The organism is Actinosynnema sp. CA-299493, from assembly GCF_050946825.1.
GTDB lineage: Bacteria > Actinomycetota > Actinomycetes > Mycobacteriales > Pseudonocardiaceae > Actinosynnema.
The window spans coordinates 1,148,202-1,163,522 of the sequence record NZ_CP191993.1 but is presented as its reverse complement, the minus strand read 5'-3'; the positions used below and the strand labels follow the sequence as shown (position 1 = coordinate 1,163,522).

Genomic DNA, 15,321 nt, shown 5'->3' with positions numbered 1-15,321 from the left:
GAAACCTGTCCGGAACGTGCTTCCTCTTCCTATGCTGCCGTCACGGCATGCCGGGAGGTGCGTGGGCGGTGACAGGTGACGACCTGGTGGCGATGGTCGAGGAATTAACTCCAGCCGGCACGTCCGAGCGGCCGGTCCGGCATCAGGGAATATTGTTGTTGTGGGCGATCGGCAGAGCGGCTCAAGGGTTGCCGCGGCTGGTGCGTTGGACCGATGCGCAGGACGAGTTGCGGCCGCTGTTCACCGCACTGGGACGCGAGGGGAGTCGTCCGACGCCGCAGTACCCGTTCGTGGCGTTGGCCGAGACGCAGTGGTGGGAGCTGCCTCACGTGCTCAGCCAAATCCCTCGTGCACATGGTTCGGCTCCGCTGAAGTGGTTGAAGAAGCACAACCCGCAGGGCGGGCTTCCCGCCAAGCTCTACGACCTGCTCGCCACCGACGTGGATGCCCGCGACGCTGTTGTCCGGGCCTTGCTCCACCGGTTCTTCCGCGACAGCTCGACGGCTGAAGCGCTGAGATCGACCGGCCTGGACGACACCAGTGCAGATCCAGCGGAACCTCAACCGGACGTTGCTCGGGCAGAGAACTCGTTACGAAGACCTGACGGTTACGAGCAAAACGATCCGCTGCTGGGCCTGCCGAAGGCCGTCGACCTGCTCGCAGACCTCATCGGGATCGAGCTCCGCACCTCGTCCGGCGAGCCGAACACCATTCTGGACGTGCAGGGCAACGACGTCGTGGTGAAAACGAACCGATCACCCGATGGACGACCCGTACCCGTGAGCGCCGTGCAGAAGGGTTTGGACCTGCTGGCCACTCGCGGGTCGGTACGGCTGACCACCGACGAGTTGGGGCACCGGAGTTCGTTCGTGGGCGCTGTGCTTGCGGTTCTACCCGGCGCGCGGTTCACCGGCAAACCCGCCGTGGTGGTGCTCGACGAGCCGTCGGTCGACGGCATCACTCGCGACCACCACACCGGCCGGCTCGACTCGATCGCCCAGGTGAAGATCAGACTTGAACAGAGTCGGCTGCGCAGCCTGCTCGCCGGTGGTCGGACATCCGCGCGATGTGCCCTCTGTGGCGATCTGTTCCCACTGGCCTTCCTCGTCGCCGCCCACATCAAGAAGCGGGCCTCGTGCACTGATGACGAACGCCGCGACCTCGACAACATCGCGATGCTCGCCTGCACGTTCGGCTGCGACGCGCTCTACGAAGCCGGCTGGATCACCGTCGACGACAACGGGCTCGTGCAGACACGGCCACCGGACACAGCTCCCGAAGGCAGCCTGCGCGACCGTCTCAGCCACCTGAGCGGACGCTCCAGCACTGCCTACACCTCTTCATCGGCACCCTACTTCGAGTGGCACCGCACGAAGATCTTCAAGGCATGACGGTGCACACGGTTCTTCCGGTCCTGCAACGAGATCACGCCGGAGTACCCCTGACCGCCACTTCGAGCATCAGACTGACCCAGCGCATCCGCCGTCTTGACCACAACACGCACCCAGCCACGAGCCCGAGCAGCCGTCGCCGCCGACGAGGTCCGGCCGTTGCACGCGCCCCGCGGGAGGAGATCGCATGCAGGACCCTTCGGACTCGACGGAGATCGCCGAGCCTCAGGAGAACGGCCGGAGCGATGCCACCGACTCACCTGTCGTGGACGATCCGACGTCCGACTCGGACATCGACTCGACGACGACGGTCCTGGTGGAGGTGCTCCCAGGGGTGGCTATCGTCGCCGGCGAGGTCCCTCCGGAGCTGAAGCCTGATCTGATCGACTTCGGGGTCGTGCCGGCTGCCGACCGCAAGCAGATCTCAGCGGTCCTCGCCTCGATCGGGAACGCGACGACCGTGGCCGGCAATCTCGGGAACGCGTTCGCCGGCGCGCAGGGGCTCTACAGGATCGGTGGCACGGCACAAGCCCTGCTGAACAACGGCGCGGCGCTCGCCGTCAAGGACGGCGGAAATCTCGGCGCGGTAATGGGTCCCGGCGGCATCCTGCACCAGGCCCGCTTCTACTCCGTAAGTGCGGTGAGCAAGGCGCGAGTCGCGGCCTCGATCGGGCCGGCGCTGGCCATGGTCGCCCTTCAGATGATGCTGAGTGAGGTGTCGGGCCTCGTCAGGACCAACCTCGCGGTCACGAATCAGCTCCTCACCACCATCCGCAAGGACCAGTGGGCCGAGCTGACGGGGCTCGTCACCGCCATCGATCGCGCGGTCGACCAAGCGCGAGAGATCGAGTCGGTCCCGACGTCCTTGTGGGAGGACGTCGCGGGCAGCGGAGCGCTGCTGCAGAAGCAACTCGACCTCTACCAGGGGAACGTTCGCGACCACGTCAGGCAGATCAGCCAGGCCGACGCACGCAGCCACCGCGAGTACCTGCAGACGAATGCCCAGGCGATCGCCTTCGACGTCTACGCCCTCCTGTCCTCCCTCAAGGCGTGGACCGGGTACCACGCGCTTCGCGCCGCAAGGGCGAGAGCCGCCGGCCGCGACGACACCGCCGAGGCCCAATACGCCGAGGTCATCGCACGCGACACCCGCGCGGGGTTCGACTCCGCCCTCGCCGAGACGACGAGCCTCGTCGACGCGCTGACGCTGGAGCTGCGGATCACCGCCGAGCTCCGCGGCCCCGACGCATGGCCGCTGCCGGGGAAGCGCAAGGACGTGAAGGGCTCCCGCGAAGCCTCCGCCCGGATCCTGGAGGCGATCCAGCCTCTTGCCGACACCCTCCACCCGCCGACCCCTCCGCTCAAGGTCCCCGACGTCGTCTGCGCACCCGAATCGCTGGACCCAGAGCCGTACCTCCGCATTCTGCGATGGCTCTTCGAGGACGGTGAGACCCTCCGCGCCCTCGGCTTCTCCGACCAGCCCGACACCTTCGACCCCATTTCCGCGATCGTCGGCGGAGCAAAGGAAATGCTGACGGGAGCGAGGGACAAGACTCCGGCAAAGATACTGGTCGCCGTCACGGACCGCCGCATCATCACGGCCAAGACAACCGAATTCCTCGAGCAAGCCGAGATCCGTCAAGACGTCCCGATCGACCAGGTGCGATACATCCGGACAACAACCACACAGGACAAGAACTCACGCTTGACGATCGACCTCATCACCCGCGACGAGAACATCCGGTGGCTCTTCCACACCGACATCGACAACACTCAAGTGAACGCACTGGCTGCCGTGCTCGCCGAGTCGATGACGATCCCGGACGCTGAACGCGATGAACTTCAACGACGGCGCTACGCCTCCATCGAGGCGAGCGAGAGGATCGGCACGAAATCTACCGAATCAACCAAATCCGAGGTCACACCCTGACCACCGCCCTGTAAATCAAGGTACGCGGTTCAGAACCCCACCCAACAACCGCAAATACATGCCAACTGGGACGAAGCGCAGGCAACAAGCTGATCCTCACTCCGCCAGGACTGTTCCACAAGCGCTCTGACCAGCGTGAACAGAGAACCGGCACGTCAGCCGGCGCCACCCGCCGCCGTTCGGAGCCGTCGCACGTCGTTCAGCTCTTCCGCCTGCTCCAGATCTGCTCCACACACCGCGGCGTGAACGGCTCCCCCAGCTCATGCCACGCCGTCGTCACCGCCTCATAGGCAGATTCAGCGGAGAAGGGACCAAGATCGGTAAACGACTCGACAGTTCGCCGCCAGATGCGACAAAGGGATGGTACCGTCGTCGAGCAGCCATTGTTCAGGCGACTGGACATCGCAGCCGGGTTTCCCCTTGCCACAGCGTGACCGGCGGAATGGCCTCATCTACCCGGGCTTCGATCTGCGATGAACTGCGATCAGTCGTCCTCCGCCACGTCTTCGTCGACCACCTCCGCGCCGTTCCACACGAACCGGACCGCGGTGACGGCGTCGACACCGTCACCACCGCTGATCAACTGGTGGATCGCGATCCCGTCCAGCTCGCGATAGGTGCACCACTCGTGGTCGGAGGTGAGGACCAGGTCGAGGTCCAACGCGGACAGCAGTTCGAACACCTGACCGCGGTTGACGCTGTCGACACCGACGAAGACCTCGTCCAGCAGGATGACTCGCGGCGCTCCGGCAACGGCCTGGTAGTGGGCGGCCACGACGGCGAACAGGGGCGGTCGGCCGGACCCGTGCGCGTCGGCGACACCGTCGGCCGCCGTGTCACGACGCGCCGTCGAGATCGCCGGACAGGGGGTTGCTACGTTTGCCCGCATGCGAGTGACGCGGTTCCGGTTCGACCTCGCGGACGTCGAGGACGCGGTCGGCAGGACCACCTTCGATCGGGGGACCGACTACGCGGACCGGGGTGCGGTGCTGGGCGCGTCGTGGGACGCGGTGGAGGTGGCGCTGCACGGGACGGTACGCGGCAAGGGCGACGTCTACGAGTCGTCCGCGTACTTCGACGTCGTCGATGACGACGTGGTCGAGTTCGCGCACGGCGAGTGCACCTGTCCTGTGGGGTTCAACTGCAAGCACGTGGTGGCGCTGGTGGTCGTCGCCACGCAACGACCGCGCCGGGGCACGACACCGAAGGCCACGTGGGACCAGGCGTTCCAGGAGCTGCTGACCTCCGGCCGGGACGTTGGCGCGGGCAAGCCGTTGGCGGTCGAGCTGACGCTGACGCCGGGCAGGTCGCACGGTGGGACCGGCTTCGCGGTGCAGGCGCGGATCGTGCGGCAGGGCAAGACCGGGTGGGTTTCGAGCGGGCTGAGCTGGAACCAGCTCGGCGCGTACCACGTCGAGGAGTACCGCGCTTCGCACGTCCGGCTCCTGCGCGAGATGTACGGGCTGTGCCTCGCCGGCGCCGGCGCCGGCTACCGCGCCTACTACGACACGAAGTCGATCGACCTCGCTTCGATCGACTCGGCCACGCTCTGGTCCTCCATCGACGAGGCGCGGCAGATCGGTCTGCGACTGGTGCACGCGCGCAAGTCGTGGGGAGAACTGCCCGCCCCGGGCGTCGCGCGGATCGCGCTTGACGTCACCGGGAACGAGGCGGGCAGCACGGTGAGCCCGGTGATCGGCGTTGACGAGGTCTCGACGGAGATCGAGCCGCTCTGCTTCGTCGGCTCGGACGGCCACGGCCTGGTCTACGCGGATCGGGCCGAGACGGAGGCCGACGCCGATTGCCGCCGCTGGCGCTTCCGGCTCGCGAGGTTCGCCGAGCACGTCCCACCCCCGCTGCAACGGCTGGTGCTGGAGAAGCGGCGACTGACGGTTCCCGAGTCCGGGCGGAGCCGGTTCCGGGACGAGTTCTACCCGCGCCTGCGTCACCTGGCCCCGGTGATCTCCTCCGACGGCGCCTTCACACCCCCGGAGATCTCCGGACCCACCCTGGTCGTGCGAGCCGGGTTCGGCGCGGATCACGCCCTCGACGTCGGCTGGGAGTGGGCGTACGAGATCGGCGAGTCCCGGCTGCGCGTGCCGCTGGACGCTTCCGGGCCGGAAGGCGACTACCGCGACGCCGACGCGGAACTCGCCGCGCTCGCGTCCGTCGAGCAGTTCGGACCGCGGGCGGACCGGACCAGCCTGACCGGGCTCGACACGATGCGGTTCGTCACCGAGGTGCTGCCGCTGCTGGCCGAACGCCCTGGGGTGGTGGTCGAGACGGATGGCACGCCGGTCGACTACCGCGAGGTGAGCGACAGCGTGTCGATCGGCGTGTCCACGCGGGCGCTGACCGGTGAAACGGACTGGTTCGACCTCGGTGTCACGATCAGCGTCGACGGCACGCAGGTCCACTTCGCCCAGGTGTTCTCCGCGCTGAGCCAGGGCCACTCGCACGTGCTGCTCGACGACGGCGCGTACTTCTCCCTGGAAAAGCCCGGCCTGCGGGCGCTGGCGGGGCTGATCGAGGAAGCGCGGGCGCTGCAGGACACACCCGGCGGCGGGCTGAGGATCAGCCGCTTCCAAGCCGGCCTGTGGGACGAGCTGGTCGGTCTCGGGGTGGTGGAGCACCAGGCGCAGGCGTGGCGACGCCAGGTCGGGGGACTGCTGTCCGGGGAGGCGCTGCGCGCTTTCGAGGTGCCCCCGACCCTCGACGCCCGACTGCGCCCGTACCAGGTGGACGGCTTCCGCTGGCTCGCCTTCCTGTGGGAAGCCCGACTCGGCGGCATCCTGGCCGACGACATGGGACTGGGCAAGACGGTGCAGTCACTGGCGCTGATCTGCCACGCGAAGCGGGAAGCACCCGACGGGCCGCCGTTCCTCATCGTCGCGCCCACGAGCGTTCTGTCGAACTGGGCCGCCGAGTCCGCGCGGTTCGCGCCGGGGCTCGACGTCGTCGTCGTGCCGGACACGTCGAGGCGACGCGGTCAGGCGCTGGACGCGGTCATCACCGGAGCGGACGTGGTGGTCACCTCGTACGCGGTGTTCCGGATCGACTTCGACGAGTACGCGAAGGCCCCGTGGTCCGGCCTGGTGCTGGACGAGGCCCAGTTCGCCAAGAACCACCAGTCGAAGATCCACCAGTGCGCGCGCCTGCTGCCCGCCCCGGTCAAGCTGGCGATCACCGGCACGCCGATGGAGAACAACCTGATGGAGCTGTGGTCACTGCTCTCGATCACCGCGCCGGGGTTGTTCCCCAGCCCCACCAGGTTCCGCGAGTACTACGCCCTGCCGATCGAGAAGCGCGGCGACAACGACCGCCTGGCCCAGCTCCGGCGGCGCATCAAGCCGCTGGTCAAGCGGCGGACCAAGGAACAGGTGGCCGCCGACCTGCCCGCGAAGCAGGAGCAGGTGCTGACGGTCGAACTTCACCCCCGGCACCGGAAGATCTACCAGGCCCGGTTGCAGCGGGAACGGCAGAAGGTGCTCGGCCTGATCGACGACGTGGACAAGAACCGGTTCACGATCCTGCGTTCGCTCACGCTGCTGCGACAGCTCAGCCTGCACGCGGGGCTGGTCGACGACAAGCACCACGACCTGCCGTGCGCCAAGGTCGACGCATTGACCGAGCAGCTCCACGACGTGATCGACGGCGGACACCGGGCCCTGGTGTTCAGCCAGTTCACCGGGTTCCTGGACAAGGTGCGCGCCGGGCTCGACGCGGCCGGCGTCGAGCACTGCTACCTCGATGGCAAGACCCGCGACCGGGCCGCCGTGCTCAAGCGGTTCAAGGAGGGGACGGCTCCCGTCTTCCTCATCAGCCTCAAGGCGGGCGGGTTCGGGCTCAACCTCACCGAGGCGGACTACTGCTTCCTGCTCGACCCGTGGTGGAACCCGGCCACCGAAGCCCAGGCGGTGGATCGGACCCACCGCATCGGCCAGACCCGCAACGTCATGGTCTACCGCTTCGTCGCCCAGGACACCATCGAGGAGAAGGTGATGGCGCTCAAGGCGAAGAAGGCCGAGCTGTTCGCCGGCGTCATGGACGACGGAAACGCCTTCAGCGCGGCCCTCGACGTCGGCGACATCCGGGACCTGTTCGCCCTGTAGCGCGGTGCTGCGAGCCGGTTCCATCACGAGTACCGGCGGGAAGCGCACGGCGGTGACGGTGATTCCCGAACCGCCGATGATGTCGTTGCGAACCCTTACCGGCGCGTCTTCCCGGCGAAATAATCGACCACGTCGGCGGGATGCCCCGCTCCTCCTCCGGTACGCGGATCAGCCGGCGCAGCGCGGCGTTCCCGTCCTCCGGCGAGCCCGGGTCCACCACGACCTCCCCGGTCGCGCAGCGTCTCCTGATTGACGCCGAGGTCGCCGACCACCGACCTGATCGCCGTATTCGGTTGGACCGGAATAACACTTCCGGCCGACCGAACAACGCGGGCCGCTCACGGTTTTCACTTCACCCTGGGCCAAACGGTTGGTTTCCGAGAGATGTGTGGATCCATCACGGTGGTCGCGAGATGCTTTACGAACTCGCCCGCTGCACGCGGGCAAAAGAGGAGATGCCCGATGAAGCGAATTTCCCGTGTCGCCGTGCTCGTCGTCGCGGCATTTTCGGTGTTGACCGTCGGTGCGGGGATGGCCACGGCGGCCGGTCCGGCGGTCGTCGCCGCAGGGCCCACCGAGGTGTACAGCCGGATCACGTCCGCCGACATCGCCGACCCGGGTGCCGTCCTGCCGACGGGCGGCGATGAGATGGGCACCCTGCAGACGGTCGAAGGCGCCATCGACTGGTTTCGGAACCGTCAAGGCAGCACCGAGTACGACGGCTACTGCGAACGCGCCGTGCGCCTCGCCTGGAACCGGAGCACCCACCACGCCAGCGCGATAGCTCACTGGAACTCCAACGACGGCGGCCGCCACACCGGCACGAACCCGCCACGTGGTGCTTTTGTCTTCTGGAACATCTCGTCGTACGGCCACGTCGGCCTTTCCGACGGCAACGGCGGCGTCTGGGCCACCAGCGTCGGCGGCCGCATCGGCCACGTGTCCCGCACCTACTTCGCCAACTACCTCGGGTGGAAGTACGGAAACAGCAACTAGTACCCGCGTCCCGGAACGTCGACCCGGTAACCGGCCTGGTCGGCTGACGGTCCAGGTTGGTGCGTGATGTGGTCCACGCGTTCAAGGGGCGAGGCCCCACGGCGCTGGACCCGGAGTGGAGCGGGGAACGCCGAGGCGATCGGTGAGGAGGTCCGCGAGCGGATCCGCCTGATCGCCCGGACGTCCCCCCGCTTTCCCCGGGCACCGCGGCGGGGTGAGCCGCGTCAACCCGTGAATCGGCTCAGCATCACGCGCGGTTCGTCGCTTCTCGGATGCGAGAGACCGAGGTCCACCAGGAGTGCGCGAACCCGTGCCGCCGCACCTCGCGCGTCCCCCGCCGATGCCTGCGACCTGGCCGCCTCCCGGCGCAGTTCGACGATCTCGTCGTCGGTGGCGCCGAGCTGCCGCTGCCGGATTTCCAGCACCGTTCCAGGTGTGCCAGGGCCTCCGGCGCGTCACCGAGGGCGGCGTGGCAGACCGCGACCTGCGAACCAGCACGTCAGCCGATACCGTTCACTGCTGTTCGGAGCCGTCACACGTCGTCAACTTCTCCGTCTGCTCCAGATCTGCTCCACACGCAGCGGCATGAACAGTGGCGGAGACCGAGTTCAACCACCGAACACGCGTTCCCATATGCGGCGTGAACTCGGTTCGCACCCTCAGCACAGGCTCGGCCAAGACTCAGTGCCGCTGCCGCACGCAAGTCGGTCAGAGCGTTGCGGGACCGTCTTCCCCATCCCGGCGCAGTGCGTCGACCTCGGCGCGGTGACGGTGGACGGCCGGGTCGTCGAACTCGGCGAACAGTGCTGCGGCCTCGTCGAGGGCGCTCGCCGCGGCTTGCGCGCCTTCCGCGGTGATCAGGACGGCCCCCAGGTTCCGGAGGGCTACGGCCAACCGCCATCTCTCATCGGATTGGCGGAAAACGTCCACCGCGTACTGGTGGAACGCGATGGCATCCGCAGGACGCGCCGACCGCCGGTATGCCTCACCGGTGGCGTCCAGGACAGCAGCCTCCCTGATCCGGTCGCCCAGCTGCCGCTGGAGCGACGCCGCGCGCTGGTAGAGGACCAGGGCCTCGTCGGGATCACCGAGAGCCAGGGACACTTGTCCGGCCTCCAGCGACCAGAACGCCTCCCACGCCGGGTTCTTGCGGTCCCTCGCGATCGACAGCGCGTCGCTGATAAAGCGGTGTGCTTGGTCCGGAACCCCGAGCAGGCGGTGCGCGTGGCTCAACCCGCGCAACGCGTCGCCTTCGCCACCGGGGATCGACAGGCGCCGGTACCCGGCCAGGGCGGCGTGGAGCAGGGGAACGGCCTCCTCTGGGCGTTCGAGGTCGATCAGGGCGTTGGCGATGTTGTTGGACGTCACTGCTGTCCAGTAGCCGTCGACCAGGTCGTCCGCGATCTCCTGGGAACGCCGGAAGTGCCGCAGCGCCGTGTCCGGTTCGTGGTTGCGCAGGTGCGCCAGGCCGAGCGCGTTGGTGGAAGCGAGTTCGCCGCGTCGGTCGCCGATCTCCTGCCTGATCCCCAGCGCCAGTGCTTGGTGCTCGATTCCCCTGGTCCGGTTTCCCTGTTGGGTGTGAGCCTTGCCGAGACTTTCCAGCGCGTCCGCTTCACCGCGGCGGTTCCCCGATCGGCGGGCCGCGTCCAGACCTGCCTCGCCGGTCGTGATCCAGTCGTCGAAGTGGTTGTAGCGGGCGTAGATCTCGCGCAGGACGTCAGCCAGGAGTGCCACCCCCTCGTCGTGTCCCCGCTCGTCCAGGACGCGGATCACCGACCGGAGGTTCCGGCGCTCGTGTTCGTACCAGTCGAAGGCGTCCTGGTGGTCGGCGAACATCGGGGCGGACACTGTCTGGGACAGCGGCGGCAGCTCACGGGCAGCGGTTTCGGGGATCAGCGCCCGGACCGCGTTCCACGCCGCGTGCAGGTACCAGGCGGCCAGGCGTTCCAGCGCCGCCGTCGCCGCCTCCGGTGGTTCCTCGGTTCGCGCCTGGTCTTGCGCGTAGAGCCGGAGCAGGTCGTGGAACTCGTAGCGGTCCGTCGCCGTGCTCTCCAGCAGGTGCGCGCCGGCCAAGTCGTCGAGCAGGCGCCGCACGGTGGGCACAGGCTCGCCCAGCAGCGCCGCGACAGCCGCAGGGCCGAAGTCGTCACCGGGGTACAGGCCGAGCATGCGAAACAGTCGGCTCGCCCCCTTGGACAGCGCCCGGTAGGACCACGCGAAGACGGTGCGGACGGCGTCGCTGTCGTCCGATCCCAGGGCGTCCCACAGGCTTGACTCGTCGCGCAGCTCGGTGATCATGTCCCGCAGTGACGTCCGCGGTTTGCCGATCGCCCGCTCCGCCGCTATGCGCAGTGCCAACGGCAGACGTGCGCACAGCCTGGCCAGTTGCGCCAGGTCTTCGTCGTTGTCCTGGGGGCGGTACTCCTGGATGAGGTCCCGCAGCAACGACACGGCCTCGTCGAGGGGCAGGATGTCCAATCGCAGCCGACGCGCGCCGTCCCGGGACACCAGGCCGGCGAGCTTGTCGCGACTGGTGACCAGCACGAGGCAGCCGGCGGTACCCGGCAGGAGCGGTCTCACCTGCGCAGGTGAGGCCGCGTTGTCCAGCAGGATCAGGAACCTGCGTCCCGCGAGAAGTGACCGGAACAACGCCGAGCGTGCGTCCAGGTCGGCCGGTACGAGGTTGCCGGGCACGCCCAACGCGCGCAGGAAGCGGTCGAGCGCCTCGTCCGGGCCGATCGGCAGCCCGGCGTCGTAACCGCGCAGGTTCACGTAGAGCTGACCGTCCGGGAAGTCGCCGGCGACTTGGTGCGCCCACCGCACCGCCAGCGACGTCTTGCCCACACCGGCGGTGCCGACCACCACCCACACCACGACCCGGTCCGCCACCTCTGACGATGTCAGCGTGAGCAATTCGAGGTCGGCGGAACGGTTGACGAAGCCACGCACGTCAGCAGGCAACTGTCGTGGCATCGGCGCAGTGGGGCGCCCGGAGCGGTGGAAGTGCACACCGCCGATCACATCACGGGCTTGGACGACGTCCTCGGCTGATCCGCTCAGGTCGTTGTGCGATTCACCCCATCCGTGCCTGTCGGGTCCGGTCATGACCTGTCAGCCCGCCAGGGGTAATTGCCTGGCCACCTCACGGTCGAAGAACGAACCGAGTTCTTCACCCTGGTCGTACAGGGAAGCCACGATGTCGCCCCAGTGCCCGACCTCATCGGGAACCGTGCACTTCACCGCACCGCTCAACACGCCTTCATCGTCGTAAAGGACCTGGTAGGCGATGGTCCGGCCGAGGAGGAAGAGTTCGGGGAGCACCGTGCCGCCGGTTTCGAGCGCGCGAACCTGGTCACGCTCGACCACCCGGATCTTCCCGCCTACCTGGTGGCGGACGTGGAGCGAGGTCAACTCCCAGAGCAGGTACGGGGTGACCGGTTTCTCCACCACCCGCACACGACGCACTTCCATGCCCATGTCGCTGATCCTGCGCTCGTAGGCGGCGACGTTCGCACGTCCCTCCTCCAGCAGGTCGAGCGATCTGCGCCAGTCGTTGCGCCTGGACGCCTCCCAGCTCTCGTTGGAGGACTCGACGAACTCCTGACGCCGTTCCAGCTTCCAGTTCACGCCGTTGTTGTCGTGCCAGAAGTTGCCCTTGAAGTCGTCGAGGTACTCGTCGACGCTCAGCCTGGTGCCGCTCAGGACGGCCTCGGGGTCACTCATCGGCGATGTCCCTCTTGGCTGCTCGCAGCATGACACCGGGGATCACGACGAGTTTCTCGTCCGCGCCGATGTGAACGCCGTCGGGTAAGCGGGATGCGTAGTCCGCTGTGAGGTCTCGACCGATGACCGCGATGTCGCCATTGCCCAGCTCCCAGATGTCCGGACAGGAGGGGTCGTCGTTGGTGACACCCAACTGGACGGCGGACCTGCCAAGTCGTTTGGCGAAGTGCGCGACGGGGTCGGCTTCCCAAGGACGACTCATGAAATCCCCTTGCATTCGAGGTGATCCCGGAAATACTGTATGGCGACACCACGTTCGAGCGTCTTCACCACTTGACAACCGATGTTAGTGAGCACCACACCACCTCAGTCCGCATAAATGCGGACTCAACGCCCGTTCCGTCGAAATGGGAACACCACACAGGTCCGGTGGGAACACACGATCGACCGGCGTTATTCACACAGAGCGCATTTGCCGACTTCCGCCCCTCCATCTGGGCGACACACTTCCGGACTACCCCTCACTGTGTTGGTCGCACCGAGGGATGTCGCGCCCTCCTGACCGCAGTGAAACGAAGCCGTGGCCAGGGGCGATCACGCACGAGGTTCGTGATGTCGAGTTCGGATCCGGCGGAGCTCGGTGACCCCCGCCAAGGTGAACAGGCCCCGATGGTGCTTGGCATCTCCACACCGTTGGCACGACCCGGACAGGGCACTTACCGGCGCAAATCGAGAACGTCGCGTCAGCCAGCGCAGTTCACCGCCGTTCGAAGCCGCCGCACGTGGCCCAAACTCCAGATCTGCTCCACACAGCGGCGTGAATAGTTGCTGAACCGAACCCAACCGCCGAACACGCGTTCCCACACGCGGTGCGGAACTCGACCCGCACCGGCAACACCCAGGGTCATTGCGTTGTGGGGTAGCTGCTGGTCACGGCGTTGATCAGGTCGTGTGATCGGCGGTTGGCGCGGCGGAGGGCGCGGGCGATGTTGGTGTCGCCATTGGTGCGGTGCCAGCCGATTGCGGTGTTGCGCAGGGTGGCGATGACGGCCGGGCCGGTGCCGGTCCGGGCCTGGTGGGAGTCTTCACGGAACGTCACGTCGCGGACGTGGTGGACCTGGTTCTCGATGAGCCACTCGCGGCGGATCCAAGCCTGTAGCTCGCCTGGCGGGGCCTCGCCGGCGGGCAGGGACACGGTGAAGTAGGCCGTTTCGCGGGTGGTTTTCGCGTGGGTGGTGCGGCTGCGGGTGATCCGGATGGCCTGCTCGGCGTGGGGGAACGCGATGCCGCCGGGGATGTGCGGGGTGACGGCTTTGACGGTGCGGGTCTCGCGGCGTCCGTGACGGCGGTCGCGGGTGCGGTCACCGACCGGGATGTCGGTCCAGGGCAGGGATTTCAGTTGGGCGAACAACGTCGGTTGGTTGCCCTTGACCGCGGCCATGAGGTGGGCTCCGCGGGCGGCGACCTGGCGGGCGTGGCCGGTTTGGGTGTGCAGGGCGTCGGCGACGAACACCACGCCCTCCAGGGTGCCCACGACCTTGTGGACGGCGTCGAGAAGCGGTGTGAACGCGGGGATCTCGTTCGATTTCGTGTCCACGGTGACCTGGGCCAGGACGATGCCGGTGTCGGTGTCCAGCGCGGAGAGCAGGTGGACCTGTCGGCCGCCGTCGAGGCGGGCGCCGCGCAGGGTCTTGCCGTCCACGGCGATGACGCGGCGGTATCGGCCTGGTCGGACCGGTGGTGACCGCCGGGCGCGGGCGGTGAGCCACCCGGCGAGAACGGTGGCCAACAAGTCGGCGTCGAGGCGGGTCAATAACCTCCACATCGTTGTGCCGGAAGGAATGCGGTCGAACCCGAGCCGCTCACGGGCGTGACGGTCGAGATCCCGCAGCCAGTCGCTGATCGCAGTGAAGGACGACGCCCCGGCCAGGACCGCGCAGACCGCGACCATCAGCAGCGCCGACAACGGGTAACGGATCCCGCGCGGGTCACGCGGGTCCGGAACCTTCGCCAAGGCATCCAGCAGACCACCGTGCTCACCGTCGGTGACAGGCGGTGGTGGGCTGCCGACGCGGCCCGGCGTGACGGTCAGTGCGGTGATGGGAGAGGATGTCATCGGCGGGTGGGGTCTTCCTCGGAGTCGTGAAGCGTCGCAACTCCATGATCACCGATGCGGTCTCACCCGCCGCCGTCGCCTCCACGCAGGCCCTTCACTTCGCAAACTCCCAGTTCAGCGCCTTGGTGTCTGACTACGCAATCGCCCTGGGCAACACCGCAGCCAGCTGCTCGTCCCGCTCGTGTCGTGCCGCCGTCGTCTCCCTGCCGGGAAGTCCCTCGCCGACTCTGAAGCCGACCTTGGATGGACAGGCGGTCGCGAGGCTTCAAGAGAGTGGCACGTCAGCTCTTGGTGCCGTCGCCCGTGTCGGTCAGAACGATCCGGCTTTGGACGTTCGGCTCCCTACCCGGGCGGCGGGGGCGGAGGTGAAACGGACGTCGGTGCCCTCCCCGGTCACCGTGACCGTGACCCGGTCCCCCACCGGTACCTGCTCCACCCTGATGGGCAGCTGGTGGCTCCAGCCGCGCACCTGCACGTCGTCGACCGCGGCGAACCTGAGGTGGAACCGGATCCAGTCGTGCTCGGGCGGCGCCTCCCACGTCCGACGGGCGGCTTCGTCCAGCGGTCCTTCGAAGGACGCGGTGACGGCTTGGTCGCGTTCGTCCCAGTGCAGGGCGTAGAGCTCGAACGCCGACAGGTCAGATGTGCTCATGGTAAGTGTCGATCTCCGGTCCGGGGACCGCCGTGTACAGCCGCTGGTCCAGCCTGCTGGTGAACTCGTGCGGCCCGTCGTCCACCGCGTCCGGGGGCGAGTTGTGGGCGCTGATCCTGCCGAAGCGGAACTGCTCGGCGCACGTCAGCGTCAGGCGCAACGACTCACCGGTCACCGACACGGCCAACCTCGCCTCCGGCCGCTGCGCGAACTCGACCGACACGGTGGCCGGGAGCACCGCGCCGCCGGACAGCCGGACGTCGTCCACCGCCAGGAACCCCAGGTGTGCCTGCACGCGGCTGTAGCCGGGCACGTCCGAGGCGACCGGCAGGTCGACGCGCAGCGTGCAGCCGGGGCCGCGGCGCTCGAACCGGATCGATCGCAGCACCGAGCCGGTGAAG

General features: G+C 67.9%; 11 protein-coding genes and 1 pseudogene. 4 read left to right on the top strand and 8 right to left on the bottom strand.

The features are described 5' to 3' along the window. Window positions 1-68: 68 nt before the first annotated feature. Window positions 69-1,391, top strand: a complete 1,323-nt coding sequence (locus tag ACQPYE_RS05605; protein WP_498719678.1) for a phosphorothioated DNA-binding restriction endonuclease family protein — start codon at window positions 69-71, stop codon at window positions 1,389-1,391. Between the two features lie 187 nt (window positions 1,392-1,578). Next, the gene (locus ACQPYE_RS05600) at window positions 1,579-3,321 is read left to right on the top strand and encodes a hypothetical protein (RefSeq protein WP_498719676.1); all 1,743 of its coding nucleotides are present in this window, start codon (window positions 1,579-1,581) and stop codon (window positions 3,319-3,321) included. Between the two features lie 484 nt (window positions 3,322-3,805). Here the strand turns inward: ACQPYE_RS05600 and ACQPYE_RS05595 are convergent. Continuing rightward, window positions 3,806-4,111: pseudogene (locus ACQPYE_RS05595) on the bottom strand (SbcC/MukB-like Walker B domain-containing protein); the annotation flags it as partial. Window positions 4,112-4,208: 97 nt separating this feature from the next. Between ACQPYE_RS05595 and ACQPYE_RS05590 the strand changes: the two are divergent. Both ACQPYE_RS05590 and ACQPYE_RS05585 read left to right on the top strand, forming a co-directional pair. Next, window positions 4,209-7,433: a DEAD/DEAH box helicase gene (locus tag ACQPYE_RS05590; RefSeq protein WP_498719674.1), complete on the top strand. Its 3,225-nt coding sequence runs from the start codon at window positions 4,209-4,211 to the stop codon at window positions 7,431-7,433. Window positions 7,434-7,919: 486 nt separating this feature from the next. Beyond that, window positions 7,920-8,429, top strand: coding sequence for a hypothetical protein (locus ACQPYE_RS05585; protein WP_498719672.1), 510 nt, complete (start codon window positions 7,920-7,922; stop codon window positions 8,427-8,429). A 224-nt stretch (window positions 8,430-8,653) separates the two neighbouring features. On the opposite strand, the gene ACQPYE_RS05580 is transcribed toward ACQPYE_RS05585, so the two are convergent. The 7 genes from ACQPYE_RS05580 to ACQPYE_RS05550 all read right to left on the bottom strand — a co-directional run bounded on the left by ACQPYE_RS05580 (window position 8,654) and on the right by ACQPYE_RS05550 (window position 15,308). Beyond that, entirely contained in the window at window positions 8,654-8,854 is a 201-nt protein-coding gene (locus tag ACQPYE_RS05580; protein WP_498719670.1) for a hypothetical protein, read from the bottom strand. A gap of 283 nt (window positions 8,855-9,137) precedes the next feature. After that, window positions 9,138-11,318 carry an ATP-binding protein gene (locus tag ACQPYE_RS05575; protein ID WP_498719668.1) on the bottom strand — a complete coding sequence of 727 codons (2,181 nt, stop codon included), beginning with the start codon at window positions 11,316-11,318 and terminating at the stop codon, window positions 9,138-9,140. A 222-nt stretch (window positions 11,319-11,540) separates the two neighbouring features. Continuing rightward, window positions 11,541-12,152, bottom strand: a complete 612-nt coding sequence (locus ACQPYE_RS05570) for a DUF6879 family protein (protein ID WP_498719666.1) — start codon at window positions 12,150-12,152, stop codon at window positions 11,541-11,543. After that, entirely contained in the window at window positions 12,145-12,414 is a 270-nt protein-coding gene (locus ACQPYE_RS05565) for a hypothetical protein (RefSeq protein WP_141978925.1), read from the bottom strand. The genes ACQPYE_RS05570 and ACQPYE_RS05565 overlap by 8 nt, the downstream gene beginning before the upstream one ends. A 642-nt stretch (window positions 12,415-13,056) precedes the next feature. Continuing rightward, window positions 13,057-14,268: an ISAs1 family transposase gene (locus ACQPYE_RS05560; RefSeq protein WP_498719664.1), complete on the bottom strand. Its 1,212-nt coding sequence runs from the start codon at window positions 14,266-14,268 to the stop codon at window positions 13,057-13,059. 310 nt (window positions 14,269-14,578) lie between these two features. Continuing rightward, window positions 14,579-14,920, bottom strand: coding sequence for a hypothetical protein (locus ACQPYE_RS05555; protein WP_498719662.1), 342 nt, complete (start codon window positions 14,918-14,920; stop codon window positions 14,579-14,581). After that, complete coding sequence (locus ACQPYE_RS05550; RefSeq protein ID WP_498719660.1) at window positions 14,907-15,308, bottom strand: hypothetical protein; 402 nt, start codon at window positions 15,306-15,308, stop codon at window positions 14,907-14,909. The genes ACQPYE_RS05555 and ACQPYE_RS05550 overlap by 14 nt, the downstream gene beginning before the upstream one ends. Between the last annotated feature and the right edge of the window lie 13 nt (window positions 15,309-15,321).

Coding starts and splice junctions, on each gene's coding strand:
- ACQPYE_RS05560 (WP_498719664.1), bottom strand. CDS start 14,268: ATGACATCCTCTCCCATCACCGCACTGACCGTCACGCCGGGCCGCGTC.
- ACQPYE_RS05565 (WP_141978925.1), bottom strand. CDS start 12,414: ATGAGTCGTCCTTGGGAAGCCGACCCCGTCGCGCACTTCGCCAAACGA.
- ACQPYE_RS05600 (WP_498719676.1), top strand. CDS start 1,579: ATGCAGGACCCTTCGGACTCGACGGAGATCGCCGAGCCTCAGGAGAAC.
- ACQPYE_RS05555 (WP_498719662.1), bottom strand. CDS start 14,920: ATGAGCACATCTGACCTGTCGGCGTTCGAGCTCTACGCCCTGCACTGG.
- ACQPYE_RS05570 (WP_498719666.1), bottom strand. CDS start 12,152: ATGAGTGACCCCGAGGCCGTCCTGAGCGGCACCAGGCTGAGCGTCGAC.
- ACQPYE_RS05590 (WP_498719674.1), top strand. CDS start 4,209: ATGCGAGTGACGCGGTTCCGGTTCGACCTCGCGGACGTCGAGGACGCG.